We start from the raw sequence: 19,905 nt of genomic DNA, 5'->3' as shown, positions 1-19,905 counted from the left end.
TGTTAAATTTAAATCACTTCTTCTTCCTCTTCAACTTCAGAGAAATGGAACTTAATCATTTCATTGACGAAAATTGGCACAAAGGATAGGAAAATTGCTAACATCCAATGATTTAAACTAATATGCACTAATCCAAATAGTTCTTGTGTGAATGGTAATAAAGCAATGGTTGTGGTAATTAGTAATGCTAAAACGACCATTTCAAAGAGCGACTTGTTGCTTGATAATTTTACACGGAAAACAGAGTTCGCACTACGAACATTAAAGACATGTAAGATAGAGGAATAAGCTAAGATTAAAAATGCCACTGTTTGTCCAACTTCATAGCTGTTTGAAACATAGGCTGAAACACCTGGTACAAAAGCACCTAGGTAAAAAACAAACAAAGTAATGACTGTGAACACTGCTGCATTAATCCCAATCTTTTGCCATAAGCCTCGTGCAAAAATCCCTTCGTTTTTAGGGATTGGTGCCTCATCCATAATTCCTTTTTCCGCTGGTTCTTTTCCTAATGCAAAACCAGGTAACCCATCTGCGACCACGTTAACAAACAACAGTTGAACTGCAGTAAATGGCGCACCCCAACCAAGTAACATGGCAATTAAAACAATAAAAATCTCAGAAATATTACAGCTTAACAAGAAGTTAATGGCTTTACGAATATTTCGGTACACGGCACGTCCTTGTGCAACCGCATCAACAATAGTTGCAAAGTTATCGTCCGTCAAAATCATATCTGAAGCGCCTTGGGCCACATCTGTTCCAGTAATCCCCATTGCGCAACCGACATCACTAGCTTTCAAGGCTGGCGCATCATTCACGCCATCTCCGGTCATTGCTACAACAGCGCCAGAACGTTGCCATGATTGAACAATTCGAATTTTATCTTCAGGGGTTACACGTGCATAAACGGATAAATCTTTAACACGTTTATCTAATTCTTCATCACTCATTTTTTTCAGTTCTGAACCAGATAAGGCTTCACTTTTATCTTTTAAAATTCCTAATTCTTTAGCAATTGCACTGGCTGTTACCACGTGATCACCAGTAATCATGACTGTTTTAATTCCAGCTTTTTTCGCACGAGCAATGGCGCCCTTACTTTCTGGACGTGGTGGATCAATCATGCCAATTAAGCCTAACAAGCGAAGATTTTTTTCTAAAGCCTCTGATGTAATTTCCTTGGGTGGTTCATCATATACGGCATAACCGACAGCAATAACTCGTAACGCTCGTTTTCCGAAACGATCATTAACAATAGCCGCTTGATCGACATCTCCGAAACCAAAACGTGGTAGTAACACATCAAAGGCTCCTTTAGTAATTGAGATGTACTTTTTCCCCCATTGATGGACCGTAGTCATCATTTTTCGTTCTGAATCAAAGGGAATTTCACCAATACGAGGATATTTTTCTTCAAGTTCTTCTTTAGTATGATAATTTTCTTCGACAGCACGAACAATTGCCGCTTCTGTCGGATTCCCTGTAACAGTTAGTTCATCGCCTTCTTTTTCCACAATGACATCTGTACATAAAGCAGCCATTTTCAATACTTCCATGGCTTCATCGGTCATGGCATCTTCCGTATCCGTTACTTCATCACCACGATGCCATACTCGGCGGACGCGCATTTTATTTTGTGTCAGTGTTCCTGTCTTATCAGAACAGATAACATTCGCAGTTCCTAGCGTTTCTACTGCTGGCAATCGACGAATAATCGCATGTTTCTTAGCCATTTTTTGAACACCATATGCTAAGGTTAACGTTACAATCACGGTTAGTGTTTCTGGTACAGCTGCCACCGCTAAGGAAACGGCTGTCATAAACATTTCAAGAAGCGGTTCTCCTTGCAGTTCACCAATAATGAAAACAATTGCCGCAGCCCCTAAGGCTAACAAACTAATACGTTTGCCTAATTGATTCAAGCGTTTTTGTAATGGTGTTTTTTGCTGATCGCTGTTATTCAGTAACCCAGCAATTTTACCCATTTCCGTATTCATTCCTGTTGCAGTTACTACTGCTCGTCCGCGGCCATTCACAACGGTACAGCCTTTGAAAATCATATTTATTTGATCTCCTAAGCCATCATCGTCATGCCCCACGTATGTAGGATCTTTTTCAACAGGTTCACTTTCACCTGTTAGTGCTGACTCTTCTACGCGCATTTGAGAAGCTTGAATAAGTCGTGCATCGGCTGTAATCATTGAACCAGCTTCAAGAACTAGAACATCTCCTACTACTAGTTCTTCAGCATCGACTTCGATTACCTTGCCATCTCGTAAGACTGCACTACTTTGCTTGTTCATGTCTTGTAAAGCCGCCAGAGATTTTTCAGCATTTCCTTCTTGAACAATGGCCAAAACAGCATTGATAATCACAATTGCAATAATTAAGATTCCTTCAAAATATTCGCCATGTTCTGTTACGATTGCTGTATAAAACGAAATTGCCGCAGCAACTAATAAAATAATCGTTGTAAAATCAGATAAACTGTGAATAAATTTCTTTAACACAGAATCCTTCTTAGCCTCTTCAAATTGATTGCGGCCATTTTCTTTCAGCCGTTGTTGGGCCTCTTGTTGTGTTAAACCAGTTTCAGTATTGACTGAAACTTCTTTTGTGACAGTATCGACAGTTTGCTTGTAAGCTTCCATCCTATTCCCCCTCTAATTTTTTCTTCCTATATAATAGTGTCTCTATTAAATATAACATGATTTTTTTTGAACACGCAACTTTTTTCATCTTTGGCTTAGCGTTCTCTCATATGTCCAGAAAAAACTGGTATTTTCGTTGTTGCTACAGCAATGTTTCTATTTGATTATGGGAATTTTATGAAAAAAGAAACGAATTCAGCCAAAAAGCAATGGACATTTTTTTCATTTTGTCTGATAAAAAAATAGTTTATTTCTATATATTCAACACAAAAACAACAAAAAATACAATGTTATTTGGTTCGCACGATTATTTATTTTACATGTTATAAAATAACCAGAAAAATATTATATTTAATCTTATTAATAAGCGTTATAACTTGCAAGCGCTTCCAAAAGGTGCTATTATTTAAGTGTAAGGAGGACATGCAAATCAATTGGTTGAAGATTTTCTCAGTAGATAAAAATCGGTAAACTCAAAGTTGTTAGAATTGCAAGATTCACCTGTAAACAATACGTGTAGAGTAATTGTTAGTGATAACTCGTATCGGAAAATAGGGAAAGGTTATAGAAGGATGGAGTTTCTATAAAGCATTTACCCTATCTGTTATCACCTAACGCAAGTTATCCACCATCCAAGCGTCGAAACTGTATGAAAACAAGGTTTTAGTTTCACCACATCACGTTCACCTTTTGCTTTACATGTATCGCGAAATGTAAACACTTATTCAACCAATTGATGTCTTCCCGTTAACAAGGCCGAGCTTAAATTTAAGCTCGGTTTTTTCTTTCAGGCAATAAAATATATTTGTATCAAATAATCATATGTGTTATATTCAAGGTGCACATTCTATTTTATCTTCTTTTAAAGGAGGGAATGCTATGCGAAAAAAGAAAAAATCTTCGTTTGAAAGTTCAATTCATGTTTATCGTGCTATGGCTCGTATGACCCAGCAAGATTTGGCCAATCGAGTCGGTGTCTCTCGACAAACAATTATTCAACTGGAACGAAACAAGTACAATCCTTCATTACTTCTTGCGCATGACATCGCGAACGTCTTTGGCGTAACCATTGATGATGTGTTCACCTTCAAAGAAACACTGAATGACGATGTAGAACAAGAAGCCTAAACAGTATAAGCTGTACTTAACAAGACAATTTTTCTGATTGTACTTGGAGTTGCCGAGGTACAACTTAGTACCGGCAATACGAAGAAAGCACTTCTTCGTATTGTTGTTTCAATAATTAATCTTTTCTTACATAAAAAAAGAACGGCGCAACCTTGGTTGCGTCGTTCTTTTTATTCTAAGATTGTCTACTAAGCATTTTTACTCTAGTAGCGTTTTGGTTTCTAACTTTATTATTTACAGGGGAAGAAAAAATAAAGCACACCTTTACTGTGATTCCAAAAATCACGTGTTTATCATAATATATTTTTGTTTCAATCCCAAGTATTCTGCTCACAAAGTGTCGCTTATTTAATAAACATTGCATCGCCAAAACTAAAGAAACGATATTTTTCCTCAATTGCATGTTGGTAAGCAGCCAATGTTAAGTCTTTTCCTGCAAAGGCACTCACAAGCATCACTAACGTAGATTTTGGTAAATGGAAGTTCGTTGAAAAAGCCTCTACGACTTTAAATTGATACCCTGGTGTGATAAAAATATCGGTCCAGCCACTGTCAGCCTGGATTTCACCATTAAATTTTGTGCCAATTGTTTCCAACGTACGAATAGAAGTTGTTCCAACCGCAACAATCCGACCGCCTGCTTGGCGTACTTCATTTAATTGCTTAGCCGCTTCTTCAGTTAAACGATAGAATTCGCTATGCATATGATGTTCTTCTATATTATCAACGCTCACGGGACGGAATGTTCCTAAACCGACATGTAAAGTTAAATAAACGAGATGAACACCTTTTGCTTTGATCTCTTCTAATAGTTCTTTTGTAAAATGCAAACCCGCTGTTGGTGCTGCAGCTGAACCATTTTCTTCAGCATAAACCGTTTGATAACGATCTGGGTCATCTAGACGTTCTTTGATATATGGCGGCAATGGCATTTCTCCTAACGATTCTAAAATTTCTAAGAAAATACCATCATATTTAAATTCAATGATTCGACCACCATGTTCCAACTCTTCTTTAACCACCGCTTTTAGGCGACCATCGCCAAATTGAATTTCCGTGCCGACTTTTGCACGTTTCGCGGGTTTAATCAAGGTTTCCCATGTATCGCCTTCTGTATTTGTTAAAAGTAAAACTTCCAAATGACCGCCTGTTTCAGGTTTTTCTCCATATAAACGGGCCGGCAGTACCCGTGTATTATTCATGACTAATGCATCCCCAGGCTGTAATTCATCAAGAATATCATGGAAATGTTTATCCTTCATGTCCCCTGTTTCTTTATTTACAACTAATAATCGTGAACTAGCGCGATCTTTTAGTGGGGTTTGAGCAATTAATTCTTCTGGTAAATCAAAATCAAAATCTTCTGTACTTAGCATTTCCGTCACTCTTTCTACTAGTTTTTATCTTGGTTATTCTAACACTTTTTCTTGTTTCTGGCTATGTCAGCCTTCTGAATCAAACTAAATAGTTGTCAAAAAATGTCAGAAGCACTATACTTACTTTAAGTAAGTATACATAGTTATTTAGAGGAGGAACTCAAAATGCATGCTCAATTTCATCATGTTTCACTATTAGCGCGTCATGGTCAAGAAAACCAATCATTCTATACAAAATTGTTAGGCTTACGTTTTGTCAAAAATACCGTCAATCAAGACAACAATCGCATGCCTCATTATTTTTATGGCGATTATCAAGGCACGCCGGGAAGCTTAGTAACTTTTTTTATCGTGCCCTTATTAGGCAACCGCTATGAAGAAAAAAATTATTTAGCCACGATTGGCTTAAAAATTCCCCAAAACAGCCTTTCCTTTTGGGAACAACGTTTAACAGAAAACAAAATTCCATTTAACAAAAAAGAAAAGAGCCTACATTTCAGTGATCCAGATGATACGCATATTATCCTGACAGAAGTTCCTGAAAATCCATTAAAAGAAACACTCGTTGTTTCTAACGACATTCCAGCAGCGGTTCAAATTATCGGTTTGGCCTCTACTGAATTTCATGTGCCAGATTCTGAAAAAACCTTGGCCTTTTTTGAAACATTTCTTGGTTGGCAAGCAGTTGGCAATACGATTATTTTAAGTGAGACGGAAAGCTTTTCTGTTCATCAAACAACGTCGGATAAAACAAGCCGAATGGGGCGTGGCAGTATGGATCATATTGCTTTTTCTGTGGCTGATGATGAAGCATTACAAGAACTACACACGCGCGCTTTAGCACAAGGCTGGGAAATTGAAATGTATGTAAGTCGTGGATATTTTAAAAGTTTATACATTCGTGAACCAGGCGGGAATCGGGTTGAATTTGCTACTTTGACTCCTGGCTTTACATTGGATGAGCCTCTGGAACATTTAGGGGAAACATTGGCTTTACCGCCTTTTTTAGAACCAAAACGGACTGCAATTGAAGCCAACCTCTACAAAGACATGTAACCAACGCTTTAGAAAACAACGGAAGACGGACGTAATAATCGGTGACAAAATTACGTCCGTCTCTCTTCCCCTATGTTTGAATGTTTGAACAAGAGAATAAAAAATGACCTTCAGATTTTTCTGAACGTCATTGCACATTCCATAAAAAGCATCCTTCGTTCTTCCACTTCTTACTTCTTAAAAAAACTGGTAATTTTTTCAAAAATTCAGTAAAATAAAAGTGATCAATGGTTTCCATTGATTGAACGGGCAACTTGATGGTCCACTTGCACAGGTGACTATTCAAGGCTTCGTGATTTAGTTGCCGCTAAATCATGAAGCGCCTTTTTTTATTTTATTCCCTTGTTCTCTTTCCATTCTAATGAAAAACTCAGCTCCCGTCAACTTGCTACAAAGGACACTTTTCTTTGTTATAGCGGCTTTTCTTCCTTCTCAGAATACTCTTTTTAACATCTTGTTTCGTTCAGATAACTTTTACTAAACAATAGTTATCTTTTCTTTTTTTTAGAACGAATTAAAAAAAATTTACCGCCTTCTTTTTCCCATTAAAAATAGATTACATTTGTCGAAATCGCATTTTTATAGCATACTAGTAATAAGATACATTTTCAAAATATTTAGTTGAGGTGAGTAAGTTGATAGAATTTCAGCATGTATCAAAATTTTATAAAGGCGGAAAAGTCGCCGTTGATGACATTAATTTGTCTTTCGATAAAGGTGAATTTATCTGCTTCATCGGAACAAGTGGTAGTGGAAAAACAACATCAATGCGGATGCTTAACCGCATGACCGACCCTTCAAAAGGAAAAATTTTAATTGATGGCCAAGATATTCAAAAAATCAATCCTGTAGAGCTACGTCGCCAAATTGGCTATGTCATTCAAAATATCGGCTTGATGCCTCACATGACCATTCGTGAAAATATCGTTTTAGTGCCTAAATTATTAAAAGTACCTGTGGAAGAACGCAATAAGATAGCCGAAAAAATGATTGATTTGGTTGAGTTACCACGAGAAATGTTGGACCGCTATCCCAATGAACTTTCTGGGGGACAACAACAAAGAATCGGCGTTGTGCGGGCTTTAGCTGCCAATCAAGATATTATTCTAATGGATGAACCTTTTGGTGCTTTAGATCCTATCACCCGTGATTCATTACAAGATTTAGTGAAAGATTTGCAAGAACGTTTAGGAAAAACGATTGTCTTTGTTACCCATGATATGGATGAAGCGTTGAAATTAGCAAATAAAATTGCCATTATGAGCGAAGGCAAAGTAATTCAATTTGACACACCAGATAATATTTTACGTCATCCAGCCAATGAATTTGTAGAAGAACTCATCGGAGAAGATCGCTTATTACAAGCCAAACCTGATTTCACCACTGTTGATGAAGTCATGTTAAATTCAGCTATTACTATCACGCCGGAAAAATCTTTACAAGAAGCGATTAAATTGATGCGTGAAAAACGGGTTGATACCTTATTAGTTGTTGATAATTCCCATGTGCTTAAAGGCTTTATCGATGTTGAAACATTAGACCAGCAACGTGGCAAAGCTTCTAGCGTTGGTGATATCTTGAATAAAGATGTCTTCTTTGTTCAAAAAACCGCTCTTTTACGTGATGCTTTACAAAGAATCTTAAAACGTGGCTTAAAATATGTGCCAGTCGTTGATGAACAAAAACGAGTGGTGGGCATCTTAACACGTGCTTCCCTTGTTGACATTGTTTATGATGTTATCTGGGGCGATGAAACAACGATTAGTGAAGCTGTAGAAGCAAAACAAAGCGAGTCCGAAACTGATAAAGAGGAGGCGTAAGCAATGAGTAGCTTCTTTCAAGAATATGGATCAGAAATGATTTCAAAAAGTATTGAACATATTTATATTTCATTCTTTGCACTTTTATTAGGGGTCGCTATCGCTGTACCCGTTGGCGTTTGGTTAACACGTTTGCCCAAAGTAGCCAATATTGTCATTGGTTTAACAAGTGCCTTACAAACGGTTCCTTCGTTGGCTTTATTAGCTTTGATGATTCCAATTTTTGGTGTCGGCAAAACACCCGCTATTATCGCGCTATTCATCTATTCCCTTCTACCTATTTTAAGAAACACGTATATCGGAATGAAAAATGTCGATGAAAATTACCGAGATGTTGCTAAAGGCATGGGCATGACCAATTTACAGTCTATTTTTAGTGTTGAATTACCCATTGCCATGCCAACAATTATGGCCGGCATTCGTTTAGCTGCTGTCTATGTCATTGCTTGGGCTACACTGGCTTCTTATATTGGTGCAGGTGGTCTTGGTGATATGATTTTCAGTGGATTAAATAACTATCAGCCAGAATTAATCTTTGGCGGGACTATTCCAGTAACTATTTTAGCACTTTTAGCAGATGTTCTTCTTGGATTATTAGAAAATCGTTTAACGCCAAAAGCTTTAAGGGAGGGCGAATAATGATGAAAAAGAAACTCAAGTTAAGCTTACTCTTCTTAAGCAGTTTACTTTTATTGGCAGGTTGTTCTTTACCTGGTCTCGCTTCAACTTCTGATGATAACACTGTTGCCATTACAGGTGGGATTACTTCAGAAGCGCAGATTTTAGGGAGCATTGTAGCGGATATGGTTGAGCATTACACAGATAAAAAAACAAATGTGATTAACAACTTAGCCACTACTACCATCAATCACCAAGCAATGATAAACGGAGATGCCTCAATTTCTGCTGCTCGTTATACTGGTACTGACGTGACTACTACGCTTGGTTTGCCAGCGGAAAAAGACCCTAAAAAAGCATTCAATCTAGTTCAATCAGAATTTGAAAAACGTTATCAACAAACTTGGTTCCCTTCATATGGATTTGAAAATACTTATGTATTCTTAGTTACAAAAGAAACGGCTGAGAAATACAATTTAAAAACAGTCAGTGATTTAGGGAAAGTCGCAGACAAATTAGTTGCTGGTGTCGATACTGCGTGGATCACACGTGAAGGCGACGGTTATGAAGGCTTTAAAAAGGAATACAACTTCCAATTTAAATCTATTTTACCAATGCAAATTGGCTTGGTGTACGATGCAGTCAACGCTGGAAAAATGGACGTCATCTTAGGTTACTCAACAGATGGCCGGATTGGTAGTTACGATTTAGTCATGTTAAAAGATGACAAGCGCTTCTTCCCGCCTTATGATGCCGCTCCTGTGGTTAGTGACAAATTATTAAAAGAAACGCCGGAAATTAAAGATGTCTTAAATCGCTTAGATGGTAAAATTTCTACCAAAAAAATGCAAGAATTGAACTATCAAGCAGATAATGATTTAATTGAACCTGCAGTCGTAGCCGAACGTTTCTTAAAAGAAAATAACTATTTTGAGGGGGAGTAACAGATGAATAATATGAATTTATTCCAACAATTTATCTACTATTTCCAACAAAATGGCGGCTACGTCTTTCAACAATTTTTACGTCACTTTTTAATTTCGATTTATGGCGTAATCTTTGCTGCAATTGTCGGGATTCCTATCGGGATTATGATTTCACGTAAACGTAGCTTAGCCAACTGGATTATCCGTTTAGCGAACATTATCCAAACAGTACCAGCTTTGGCAATGCTTTCGATTTTAATGTTGGGGATGGGCTTAGGTGTCAACACGGTGGTTGTAACAGTCTTCCTTTATTCTCTCCTACCAATTATCAAGAATACGTACACTGGCATGATTCAAGTGGATCGCAATATTTTAGATGTTGGTAAAGGAATGGGTATGACAAAAGTACAACTTCTTTATATGGTCGAGTTACCTTTATCTGTTTCAGTAATCATGGCAGGTATTCGAAATGCGTTAGTCGTCGCAATCGGGATTACTGCGATTGGTGCTTTCGTTGGTGCTGGTGGTTTAGGGGATATTATTATTCGTGGAACCAATGCCACAGATGGTGCTTCTATCATTTTAGTCGGTGCCTTACCAACGGCCTTTATGGCGATTATCACAGATTGGGTTCTAGGGATTATTGAACGGCGTTTAGACCCAGCTAGCAAACATTCCAATTAATAAAAAATGCAGAGCAGATCCAACATTGTTTCTTTTCAATGGGATCTGTTCTTTTATCTAGGAGATTAATAATGTCTAACTATACTATTATCGATTTAAACCAACAACCACACTTAATTCCGTCAGCTGCTCAATGGTTTAGCCAAAAGTGGCAAATCCCCGCTGAAGCGTATCAAGCAAGTATGCAGGAAATGCTAACTAGCGAAAACCACGTACCACATTGGTGGGTCTGCTTGAATAAACAGCAGGACATCGTTGCAGGCGTGGGCGTAATTGATAATGACTTCCACAATCGTGCAGACCTTACGCCAAACCTTTGTGCATTGTATGTCGAACCAACATTTCGTCACCAAGGCTTAGCAGGAATTCTTTTAACAACAGTTGGTGATTTTCTTGCTAATTCTGGATTTAAAAAGCTTTATTTGCTCACAGACCATACTACTTTTTATGAAAGATATGACTGGGAATTTTTGACAATGGTAACCACTGAAGAGCAGTCTTGCGCTAGAATTTATCAAAAACAATTACGTCAATAAAAAAATCTGCCATCAAAAGATGGCAGATTTTTTTATTTATTTTTTCAAGTGATAACTATAGGTAGCCACAATAATATTTTCCCGCCACGCTAAACGAATCCGCAAACGTAAACTTGTTTGGTTATGCAAAATATTTTGCCAACGTTTATTTGGTACAAATTGTGGTACTAAAACCGTTGTACTGTAGTTATGCTTCGTGGCATTTTTACTAACCAAATCAACATAACGTAAGATAGGGTTTTGCAGTGAGCGATACGAAGAATGGACAATTGATAGACGAACGTCCGGGAAGTGTTTTTTAAACTCTTCCTGGATTTCTTTTTCCTTCTCAACGTTTTCATCCATTGAGACATGCATGGCAACAACATAATCACCAATGGAACGCGCATAGTTCAAGGCGCCGACATTTGCCTTGGTTACGTTCCCTACTAAAACAATAACTGTATTCCCGTCAAACTCATGTAACTGTGCCCCGTCTTCTAAACGTAGCTGTTCCGCCACATTTTTATAGTGAGTATTGACCCGATAAAATGCATAAATCAACACTGGCATAATAATAAAGAACGGCCAGATGTCCCCTAATCGATAAATAAACAAAATGGCGATAATCGCGAAAGAGATAAAGGCGCCGACAATGTTAGCAATTGATTTTGGCAACCAATTTTTAGTTTCTTTTCGCCATTTTACAACCATCCCCGATTGAGACAAAGCAAACGGAATAAACACACCAATTGAATACAATGGGATTAAACGTTCTGTGGAACCTTGGAAAATCAATAATAAAACAATGGAACCAGCAGCTAAAGTTAAAATACCATTTGAATAGCCTAAACGGTCGCCACGATCCATATACATATGCGGCATAAACTTATCTTTGGCTAAGTTATAAGCCAAAACTGGAAAGGCTGAGAATCCTGTGTTAGCGGCAACCGCTAAAATTAAGGCTGTCGCAAACTGTAATAAATAATATAAAATATTTTGACCAAAGACCGCTTTCCCAATTTGTGAAAGAACTGTCACTTCTTCTTTTGGCACAATCCCATACCAATAGTTAATAAATGTAATCCCCACGAAGAAGAACCCTAAAATCGTTGCCATTAACGCTAACGTCCCAGCAGCATTTTTTGCTCGTGGTTTCTTAAAGAATGGCACTGCATTACTGATTGCTTCAACCCCTGTTAAGGAAGAAGAACCAGATGAAAACGCCCGTAAAACTAAGGCAATAGAAATTCCTGGAACCACGGCTCCTGGTAAAGCTGTCGCATTCAATGGCTGTGCGCCAGTCACAATTTTAAATAGCCCAACAACAATCAGTAAGGTAATAATTGCGATAAAACTATACACTGGCAACATTAAGAACGAAGCAGATTCTCGCAGGCCTCTCAAGTTCATTAAGGTAATCAATATCACAATCCCAATAGAAATTGCTACTTGATGACCATATAACGCTGGAATCGCCGATATAATCGCCTCTGCGCCCGCTGAAACTGAAACGGCTACTGTTAGCATATAATCGACTAACAACGAACCACCAGCCAATAAACCGGCATTTCTGCCGAGGTTTTCACTACTAACAACGTATGCGCCGCCGCCATGCGGATACGCATGAATAATTTGTCGGTACGACAATGTTAAAGAAATAAGTAAAATAATAACAAATGCAGCAATTGGCAATGAATACCAAATCGCAGCCGCCGACAAAGTAACCAGAACCACCACTATTTGTTCTGTACCATACGCAATGGATGAAAGTGCATCAGAAGATAACAACGCAAGCGCTGCAAATCTGCTTAATTTATGTTCATCATTTTCGGCTGATTTCAATGGTTTCCCAATGAACAGTCGTTTTAAATCCGCCATTTTTTTCTACTCCTTTTCTCTAGAGTGACCCGCTCACTTTTTTCATTATTTTTTATCAAACAAATCCATATGCTACGCTTCTCACAATGAAAAGTCAATTGATTTTTGTTACTGAAAAAGATAAAAAAATCACCATCTTTTTTTAATCAGACACTCATTTAAAGTCCCCCGCTTCCTTTATCTTATCAAGAGAATCCAGATAACAAAAGGATTTGCATTCTCTATACAAAAAAGCGAGAGCTAAAAGTCTATTTGACCTTTTGGCTCTCGCTTGAAAACTTAGTTAATTATTCCCTTTTATTGTAACAAGTACGTATGATCGAAGGTAATTTCCACTTTATAACGACCAATTTTTTCATAAACTTGCCGCTGAATTTCCACACCCAGTTCAAATTCAGATAATTTTGATTCTGTAGGCAAAACCAAGTCGAACAAAATCTTCGGCTCTTCGCCATGGGTAACTAAGCGGATATCATGGACTTTTAAAGACGCGTCAAAAGAACGAATAATCTTTTTGATTGTTTGATGAACAAATTGTTGTGTTGGGTCATACAAATTCACTGGATCAATATGACAAACAAGGTTAACATCCAATTCTTCTTTAAACTTCGCTTCAATCGCATCGATTGTCTGATGGGCTTTATTTAAATCCCAGCGATCATCAATTTCAATGTGAACAGACGCAAACGTTTGGCTAGGACCATAATTATGAATCAGTAAATCGTGATACCCTACAATTGTTTCCATTTTTGATAAGACATTCTTCATTTCATCAATTTCTGTTTGGCTCGGACGCATGCCCATCAACTCATTAATAAATTCGCGAATTAACTGCAAGCCACTATAAATAATATATGCAGCAATTAAAAAACCAATATATCCATCAATTCGCAAACCAGTGACGCCTTCAATAAATGCAGAAACCAAAACAGCTAATGTAGTATAAACATCATTAAAGCTATCCTTAGCAGAAGCAACTAATGCTTGAGAATCAATTTTTGCTGATACTTTTTTGTAAAACAGCCCTTGCCAAATTTTAATCCCAATTGATAAAGCTAAAACAGCAAATAAAATGGGTGTCACCTTGATTGATTCTGGATGCAGGATGCGATCAACGGAGGTCGTTAGAAACTCAAACCCAATAAACGTAATCACTAATGATACAAGCATTCCACTAATATATTCAAAACGTTCATGGCCATAGGGATGTTCTTTATCCGCTGGCTTACCAGCAATATAAAAACCGACTAATGTTAAAACTGAAGAAATAGTATCGGACAAGCTATTAATGGCATCTGCCATGATTGAAACACTACCTGAAAGCAAGCCAATCATAAATTTACTAACGAATAAAAATAAATTAGAAACAAGCCCAATCCGCCCGGCAAAAGCACCGAATGCTGTTCGTTTTTCCAATTTACGACGTTCAATTTTTTTCTCATATCGTTGAAGCAATGCTTGAATCATTTTACAACCCCTACCCACTTTTTATTTCTTAAAAAAATACTATAAAACCTTTTTATACATTTGTACACAAAAAACCTCACTTTCTGAGGGAGATTTTATTATTTAGCATTGCCAAAAAGTCAAAAGCAAGAGCCCCCAAAACTTCTTTGTTAGGGTTGCCTTGAAAATAAAGAAAAACAAAAAGCCGAAAACGCTAGAGACGTTTTCAGCTTTTTGTTTTTTAATGGAATAAATGGCTCTTTTGTGCTAAAGCCGCAAATTTTTTCGATCTGTGTTCCAGATGTGGATAAAGAATTGCACCGCCAATACTAAAGACGACTGAAATCCCCACCATAATCCAAATGGCAAACCAAGCATTTGGCCAGTAAATGCCTCCTGCTGATTCCCTTAGCAAGTTCACGGCATGCGTAAACGGCAAGAACGGATTAATCATTTGGAAGAATTTACCTGAGACTTGAATTGGGTAGTTCCCACCCCCACCAGAGATGGATAGTACCAAGATTATTATCGCAATTCCTTTCCCTACATTGCCAAAGAGAGCAACGAGCACATAAACCATTATCATAAACGTAATGGCAATCAATACCGCAAACCAGACACTATACGCTGGATTACGAACATCTACGCCTAACGCAAAGTAATTACCTAAGGTTACAATCAGTGCTTGACCAACCCCCATGACAATGAAGGTAAACATCCGCGCTGAAAATTGTTCCCGTTTAGAGAAGCGTTTTTTATCTTTTCCTTCAAGATAAACATCCGTTGTCGCAACACTTGAGAATAATACAGCACCAACCCATAAACACAAAGCTGTATAGAATGGGGTACTTGCCGAACCATTATTAGCAATCGGATAAACAGCATGTTCTTTGACTTCAACTGGTTGCGTAAAGAAGTCACTTTCTTTATTGGCATCTAATTTTAGTAATTTAAGAATTTCACCTAAATCAACTTCTTTTTCACCTTTACGGATTGCATTCGCTGCTTTGTGTAATCCTGTTTTGATATTTGGCCAATCATTAATAATTAGTTCGTTGGCTTTGTCTAAGGCCGCTTCAACATCTGGCATTTTCTCATTGACTGTTTTCAAGGTATTCGTTAAATCTTTTCGGATACCTGGATAGTCATTTTGCATAAAGGCTGCCGCTTTGCTGACTTTGTCTTGAATGACTGGTAAATCGTTTTTATACAAATCAGCACCACGATTAATGCCATTGACAATGGTTTCCATATTGCCATTCAACATCGTATTCGCATCATGAATTTCTTGTTTAATTGCTGGCATTTCAGCTTGATATTTTTCTAATAAAGAAATCGCATTAGTGACCGTTTGACTTGTTGAGCTCAATAACCCTTCAAAGTCAATTTGTTGCGCTTTGTTTAGTTGACCTTGAGCGTTTTGGATGGTAGCAATTAATTTACTTGTGACTGTATTAACAGTGTTACTAATTTCATCTGCTTTAATTGCTCCAGCTATCCCAGCAATATTTTTCGCTGCTGCATCAATTTCGTCTAGCAATTTCTTTGCACTTTGTAAATCATTATTCTGTACATAGTTATTTAGTTCATTTAATCGATTACTAAAATCTCCTAATAAAGTACTTAAATTAGTAAGTTGACGAATAGTCTCATCTAAGTCATGATTACCGGCATTTTCTTGAATCTTTTGCATAAATTCTATAAGATTACTAATTGCTTGCTGTTGCCGTTGGATATTAGTTGTGAAATCTTGTACTACTTCATTAATATGTTGTTTTTCTTCTGGCGTTAACTGTCCATCATCTAACGCTTGACGAATAGTCGCGACTACAGAAGTTGTTGTTGTAGCAACTTGCTGGATAGATTTCAAAGTCACTTCAACGCTATTCGTAATGCTGGGTAACGCCTCTTGCAATTTATTGGCGCCATCTAATGTGACATTCCCTAAATCATTGGCTTGATCACCTAGTTTACGAATATCTGGTAACGCCGTTTGGACTTGTTGAATGATTTCTAATCCTTGTTTTGCTTCTTGGATTCCTTCGCTCATTGTTTGTTCCACAGAGGCAAAGTCTTCATCAATCATAGCAATTTGTCGGCCAGCGTTTTGAATTTCTGGAATTTTTTCTTGTAACGTCAAAATAACACTAGCTTGTTCTTTGATGCTTGGCATTTTGCCATTTAGCTCAACAATCTTCTCTCCTAAAGCATCAACTTCAGGTAAATATTTCATCGCATCGTTGGCTTTCGCTAATTTTTCTTTTAGCTCTGGCATCTTACCATGTAAGTCTGTGACTTGTTTTGCATACGTATCAATGGTTCCAATGTTGGCATCTGTATCTAAAATCATGCTCTTAACTTTTTGAATGCTGACCATGTTTTTATCAATATCATAGCCAATATCATTGAATGTTTTGATTAACGTACTACTTGCCGTTTTAATGAATTCTTCCGAAATTTGTGACTGAATGGAAGAAGCGCCTTTTGACGTAATTTTCGGCGCAATTGCATTAATTTTTTCGTTAATTGAGTATTCAATTTTAGGTTTATTGATATCACCAGAAGTAAAACTTAGCAAATCCTTGGAAAAATCTTTAGGTAAATAAATCCCGGCAAAATATTTTCCTGATTGGACCCCTTTGTCTAATTCCTTTTTCGAATCAACAAAACGCCAACCTAATTGCTTGTTTTTCTTCAAGTTTTTCAAGACTTCATCACCAATATTGACCGATTTATCTTGAAAAGTTGCTGTTTGGTCATCACTATAGACCGCTATTGGTAACTCTCCTGTATTTGAATACGGATCCCATAGTGCTTTAATGTTAAACCATGCATATAATGATGGAATAATCATTAAGGCAACAATCAAAAATGTTGCTACTGGGTTTTTAAAAATTCTTTTCCAATCTAAAATAAATAGTTCCCATGTATTTTTTATATGTTTCATAAAATCACCTGCTTTTTTTTGTGCCTGAATAACTTTAGCATAAAATACAAGAGAATAACAAACAAAAGCTTGAATGTTACGACACATTTTTAAAATGTCGTAAGTTCAAGCTAAGTTTGTTTATTTCATATTTTTAGAAAATTCCGAAACGACTTGTTTAACTTCATCAATGGCTTCTGGTTTTAAATAAGCCAAAAGTTTTGGTGCTTTTGTCATCAAGTACATTTTATCTAATTTGCCTGTTTGTTGGCGTTCAAACATTTCTGCAAGTAGCGCTTGCATTTTTTCTTTTTTATCTTCTTTTGTTCGATCTAGTATGAACGTTAAGAATTGTTCTTGTCCTTCTTTCATTCCCTATCCCTCCTTACAAACAGATTCTTTTCTATTATAAAACTTCTTTTTTAGAAAGGATAGTCCTTTTTTTAGGATCTATGATTTTGTATACAGACTTAGCATGTCTTTTTTGGCGGATAAAGGTAAGCCGAGTCCCTCTTTTAAATAGCCCTCTACCGAACCAAATTCTTTTTCAATCGCCTGTAAAGCGGTCGCTAAGTACTCTTTTTTCACATAAAGCAGCGTTTCTAATTGTTGAATTTCTGCTGGAGGTGTTCCATTTGCTTGGTACTGTGCAATAATTTGCTCGTTAGCAGCTTTTCTTTGCTCGTTCGTCTTTAAATAATCTTCTAAAATATAAGAATGTTCCACACCTAAAGCACTTAATATCAAGGCTGCGCCGATTCCTGTTCGATCTTTTCCTGCGAAACAATGAAATAAAATAGCTTCCTGTGGATAACTTAAAAAGTTTTCAAAAAATGTTTGGTAACCTTTGCGGCCCGAATTGGAAAGAACCATCTCTTTATAAGCCATGTCCATTGCTGCATCGGGTGAACCAACCGTTTTAAGCATTCCTTCTAATGAAGCGGTCTGTGCCTGAATATCGGCCAAAATATCTATATGTAAATAGTTGGTTCCTTGAATTGAATCATCTGGTCGTTCTTGCGTTTCTGCTGCACTTCTAAAATCATAAATCCGTTTAATTTGATAATCCTCTACTAGCATCTGTTGATCCTCTTGTGCAACATTAACGAGTTCCCCACTCCGAAAAAAATGCCCTGTCTTGACGGATGTGCCTTGTTGCGTTGGAAATCCTCCGATATCTCTAAAATTCACTACGCTGTTCATATTCTGTCGCTCCTTCATTTTAATTATTTTGTTGTCATTTAAATACTTTGTTTTTTCTTTTTATTTCTTTTTCTCAATGATAATAAAAAACACTTCAAAAAACAATCTTTTTATCAGTTGTTTATTGCCATTTTATCATAGATGCAGTATTCTTAAAAGAGAGGTGAGCAACGATGTTAAAACGAGATTTTTTAGAAAAACCGTATGATTATATGAATGATATTCTATTGTTCCTATATAATAATAAAGGCCAAGCGACACGAAATGAATTAGTAGATTTTTTCAATATTAGTTTACCAACATTGAATGAATATCTTTCTTTTTTAGAACAATTTTTGAAAGAAGAGCAACTCCAAGAAAGCCTCACCATGACTGTACTAGGTGATACCCTTTATCTAAATAAAGCGCCAACCTTTTCCATGAAAGCAATGATCATGTTGTTCTTGAATAAATCTATTAAGTTTCACATGGTTCAGCAACTCTTTCATAAAAATAAAATAAATGGCGGGTATTTTCAACAGAATTATGCCATCAGCTCTGCTACCTATTATCGAAAAATTGTTGAATTAAATGACTTACTCAATGAGTTTAATTTATGTATCAAACGAGGAAAACTTATCGGCGAAGAAAAACAAATTCGCTTTTTCTTTTTTAATTTTTTCTGGTTTATCTTTGAAGAAAAAACAGATTTAGAAAAAGAACTGGCCAATCAATACCTAGGATTAATCGAGATATTACAAGAAATCCCCAGAATTACCTTTGACCATACAGAAATTCTCCAAATTAAACTTTGGATGAAAATTTCTTTTCGTCGCATGGTTTTAGAACCCCTGCCAACGATTAGTCCACATGATGTCCAACTCGATCGACCTTTATTTGAAGAAATTAAATTATCTATACATACATATATGAAAAGAATCGACCGTCCATATACAATCAATGAAGCCTATATGTTTTATGACTTTTTTTGTTCCATGCATAATTATTCTGCGAATGCTGCTTTCGCCTTTCGTTTAGCAAAACAACAACGAATTGAAAAAACGTATCTTAACGAAATGAACCGGGTCATTTTAACGTACCTTAAAGCACGTGGTTATTTATCCCATTACGTGCTGCCTATTCGGCTACTTTATATTGAAAATTTACTTTTCCAATTACATGCGCAACTCTACTATTTTTCAGGATTTATTTTACCCTTTGATTATTGGACGATTCAGTCACTTTTGAAAGTCTTACGTCATCCTTTTAGTGAAAGTGAAGTTTACGAATTAGTGGAAATTGCTACAACGAACTTTGCCACAGAAGCCACTACTTCTAAGTACCAAAATCAATTTACTGAAATTAATTATACGCTTATTTTGAATCACATTGCTGAATTGAATGAAAAAAAAATCACCATTGGCGTTTATCACTCACTGAGCAGTGCCTATAGCGAGTTGGTAGCACAAAAAATACAACAGAGTATCGCTGGAAAATATCCGCTGAAAATTGAGCCTTACAACGTAGAAAACCATTATGATTTGCTTTTAATGAATACCAATAATGAACAGCTCGTTGCCCAGTATGACCATTACTATATTTTTTCGGATATTAGTAATCGTTACGACCTACAATCAATTGAAAAAATCATTCAATTGTTATTGGGCAAATAATCTCTAAAAAGAAAAGCTTA

Annotated in this window: 15 protein-coding genes; 8 read left to right on the top strand and 7 right to left on the bottom strand. The window is 36.7% G+C overall.

The window, feature by feature from the left end:
• Positions 1–8: 8 nt before the first annotated feature.
• Positions 9–2,654 carry a calcium-translocating P-type ATPase, PMCA-type gene (locus tag IGK86_RS03330; RefSeq protein ID WP_438742014.1) on the bottom strand — a complete coding sequence of 882 codons (2,646 nt, stop codon included), beginning with the start codon at positions 2,652–2,654 and terminating at the stop codon, positions 9–11.
• Between the two features lie 822 nt (positions 2,655–3,476).
• Between IGK86_RS03330 and IGK86_RS03325 the strand changes: the two genes are divergently transcribed.
• Positions 3,477–3,782 (top strand): helix-turn-helix transcriptional regulator, encoded by a 306-nt coding sequence (locus IGK86_RS03325; protein WP_002355748.1) that lies wholly within the window; start codon positions 3,477–3,479, stop codon positions 3,780–3,782.
• A gap of 344 nt (positions 3,783–4,126) precedes the next feature.
• Here IGK86_RS03325 and queA read toward each other — a convergent pair whose 3' ends face one another.
• Positions 4,127–5,158, bottom strand: coding sequence for a tRNA preQ1(34) S-adenosylmethionine ribosyltransferase-isomerase QueA (gene queA, locus IGK86_RS03320; RefSeq protein WP_016616503.1), 1,032 nt, complete (start codon positions 5,156–5,158; stop codon positions 4,127–4,129).
• A 165-nt stretch (positions 5,159–5,323) separates the two neighbouring features.
• Between queA and IGK86_RS03315 the strand changes: the two genes are divergently transcribed.
• The 6 genes from IGK86_RS03315 (at position 5,324) to IGK86_RS03290 (ending at position 10,798) form a co-directional block, all read left to right on the top strand.
• Positions 5,324–6,214, top strand: coding sequence for a ring-cleaving dioxygenase (locus IGK86_RS03315; RefSeq protein WP_002355746.1), 891 nt, complete (start codon positions 5,324–5,326; stop codon positions 6,212–6,214).
• A gap of 626 nt (positions 6,215–6,840) precedes the next feature.
• On the top strand, positions 6,841–8,034 hold the full coding sequence (locus IGK86_RS03310) for a betaine/proline/choline family ABC transporter ATP-binding protein (RefSeq protein WP_002355745.1): 1,194 nt from the start codon (positions 6,841–6,843) through the stop codon (positions 8,032–8,034).
• 3 nt (positions 8,035–8,037) lie between these two features.
• On the top strand, positions 8,038–8,673 hold the full coding sequence (locus IGK86_RS03305) for an ABC transporter permease (RefSeq protein WP_002355744.1): 636 nt from the start codon (positions 8,038–8,040) through the stop codon (positions 8,671–8,673).
• 2 nt (positions 8,674–8,675) lie between these two features.
• A complete protein-coding gene (locus IGK86_RS03300) occupies positions 8,676–9,596 on the top strand; it encodes an osmoprotectant ABC transporter substrate-binding protein (RefSeq protein ID WP_033625275.1) in 921 nt (306 codons plus the stop codon).
• A gap of 3 nt (positions 9,597–9,599) precedes the next feature.
• A complete protein-coding gene (locus IGK86_RS03295) occupies positions 9,600–10,262 on the top strand; it encodes an ABC transporter permease (RefSeq protein ID WP_002363261.1) in 663 nt (220 codons plus the stop codon).
• Positions 10,263–10,333: 71 nt separating this feature from the next.
• The gene (locus IGK86_RS03290; RefSeq protein WP_002361333.1) at positions 10,334–10,798 is read left to right on the top strand and encodes a GNAT family N-acetyltransferase; all 465 of its coding nucleotides are present in this window, start codon (positions 10,334–10,336) and stop codon (positions 10,796–10,798) included.
• 36 nt (positions 10,799–10,834) lie between these two features.
• Here IGK86_RS03290 and IGK86_RS03285 read toward each other — a convergent pair whose 3' ends face one another.
• The 5 genes from IGK86_RS03285 to IGK86_RS03265 form a co-directional block, all read right to left on the bottom strand.
• The gene (locus IGK86_RS03285) at positions 10,835–12,658 is read right to left on the bottom strand and encodes an APC family permease (protein ID WP_002379167.1); all 1,824 of its coding nucleotides are present in this window, start codon (positions 12,656–12,658) and stop codon (positions 10,835–10,837) included.
• Between the two features lie 297 nt (positions 12,659–12,955).
• The gene (locus tag IGK86_RS03280; RefSeq protein ID WP_002391646.1) at positions 12,956–14,125 is read right to left on the bottom strand and encodes a cation diffusion facilitator family transporter; all 1,170 of its coding nucleotides are present in this window, start codon (positions 14,123–14,125) and stop codon (positions 12,956–12,958) included.
• 220 nt (positions 14,126–14,345) lie between these two features.
• Positions 14,346–17,051 carry a YhgE/Pip domain-containing protein gene (locus IGK86_RS03275; protein WP_080120674.1) on the bottom strand — a complete coding sequence of 902 codons (2,706 nt, stop codon included), beginning with the start codon at positions 17,049–17,051 and terminating at the stop codon, positions 14,346–14,348.
• Positions 17,052–17,171: 120 nt separating this feature from the next.
• The gene (locus IGK86_RS03270; protein WP_002355737.1) at positions 17,172–17,402 is read right to left on the bottom strand and encodes a hypothetical protein; all 231 of its coding nucleotides are present in this window, start codon (positions 17,400–17,402) and stop codon (positions 17,172–17,174) included.
• Positions 17,403–17,480: 78 nt separating this feature from the next.
• Positions 17,481–18,233 carry a tyrosine-protein phosphatase gene (locus IGK86_RS03265; protein ID WP_025193953.1) on the bottom strand — a complete coding sequence of 251 codons (753 nt, stop codon included), beginning with the start codon at positions 18,231–18,233 and terminating at the stop codon, positions 17,481–17,483.
• A gap of 173 nt (positions 18,234–18,406) precedes the next feature.
• Here IGK86_RS03265 and IGK86_RS03260 point away from each other — a divergent pair, with 173 nt between their 5' ends.
• On the top strand, positions 18,407–19,885 hold the full coding sequence (locus tag IGK86_RS03260) for a helix-turn-helix domain-containing protein (protein ID WP_016616507.1): 1,479 nt from the start codon (positions 18,407–18,409) through the stop codon (positions 19,883–19,885).
• Positions 19,886–19,905: the final 20 nt, after the last annotated feature.

Origin of the sequence: Enterococcus sp. DIV1206 (genome assembly GCF_051712485.1) — a bacterium.
Taxonomy (GTDB): Bacteria; Bacillota; Bacilli; order Lactobacillales; family Enterococcaceae; genus Enterococcus; species Enterococcus faecalis.
Note: the sequence above shows the minus strand (reverse complement) of the source record. Positions and strands in the feature narration are given on the sequence as shown.

What these genes read in the sequence shown, in the direction of transcription:
- IGK86_RS03330 (WP_438742014.1), bottom strand. Translation starts at nt 2,654, where the DNA reads ATGGAAGCTTACAAGCAAACTGTCGATACTGTCACAAAAGAAGTTTCA.
- IGK86_RS03325 (WP_002355748.1), top strand. Translation starts at nt 3,477, where the DNA reads ATGTGTTATATTCAAGGTGCACATTCTATTTTATCTTCTTTTAAAGGA.
- queA (WP_016616503.1), bottom strand. Translation starts at nt 5,158, where the DNA reads ATGCTAAGTACAGAAGATTTTGATTTTGATTTACCAGAAGAATTAATT.
- IGK86_RS03315 (WP_002355746.1), top strand. Translation starts at nt 5,324, where the DNA reads ATGCATGCTCAATTTCATCATGTTTCACTATTAGCGCGTCATGGTCAA.
- IGK86_RS03305 (WP_002355744.1), top strand. Translation starts at nt 8,038, where the DNA reads ATGAGTAGCTTCTTTCAAGAATATGGATCAGAAATGATTTCAAAAAGT.
- IGK86_RS03300 (WP_033625275.1), top strand. Translation starts at nt 8,676, where the DNA reads ATGAAAAAGAAACTCAAGTTAAGCTTACTCTTCTTAAGCAGTTTACTT.
- IGK86_RS03295 (WP_002363261.1), top strand. Translation starts at nt 9,600, where the DNA reads ATGAATAATATGAATTTATTCCAACAATTTATCTACTATTTCCAACAA.
- IGK86_RS03290 (WP_002361333.1), top strand. Translation starts at nt 10,334, where the DNA reads ATGTCTAACTATACTATTATCGATTTAAACCAACAACCACACTTAATT.
- IGK86_RS03285 (WP_002379167.1), bottom strand. Translation starts at nt 12,658, where the DNA reads ATGGCGGATTTAAAACGACTGTTCATTGGGAAACCATTGAAATCAGCC.
- IGK86_RS03280 (WP_002391646.1), bottom strand. Translation starts at nt 14,125, where the DNA reads ATGATTCAAGCATTGCTTCAACGATATGAGAAAAAAATTGAACGTCGT.
- IGK86_RS03275 (WP_080120674.1), bottom strand. Translation starts at nt 17,051, where the DNA reads ATGAAACATATAAAAAATACATGGGAACTATTTATTTTAGATTGGAAA.
- IGK86_RS03270 (WP_002355737.1), bottom strand. Translation starts at nt 17,402, where the DNA reads ATGAAAGAAGGACAAGAACAATTCTTAACGTTCATACTAGATCGAACA.
- IGK86_RS03265 (WP_025193953.1), bottom strand. Translation starts at nt 18,233, where the DNA reads ATGAACAGCGTAGTGAATTTTAGAGATATCGGAGGATTTCCAACGCAA.
- IGK86_RS03260 (WP_016616507.1), top strand. Translation starts at nt 18,407, where the DNA reads ATGTTAAAACGAGATTTTTTAGAAAAACCGTATGATTATATGAATGAT.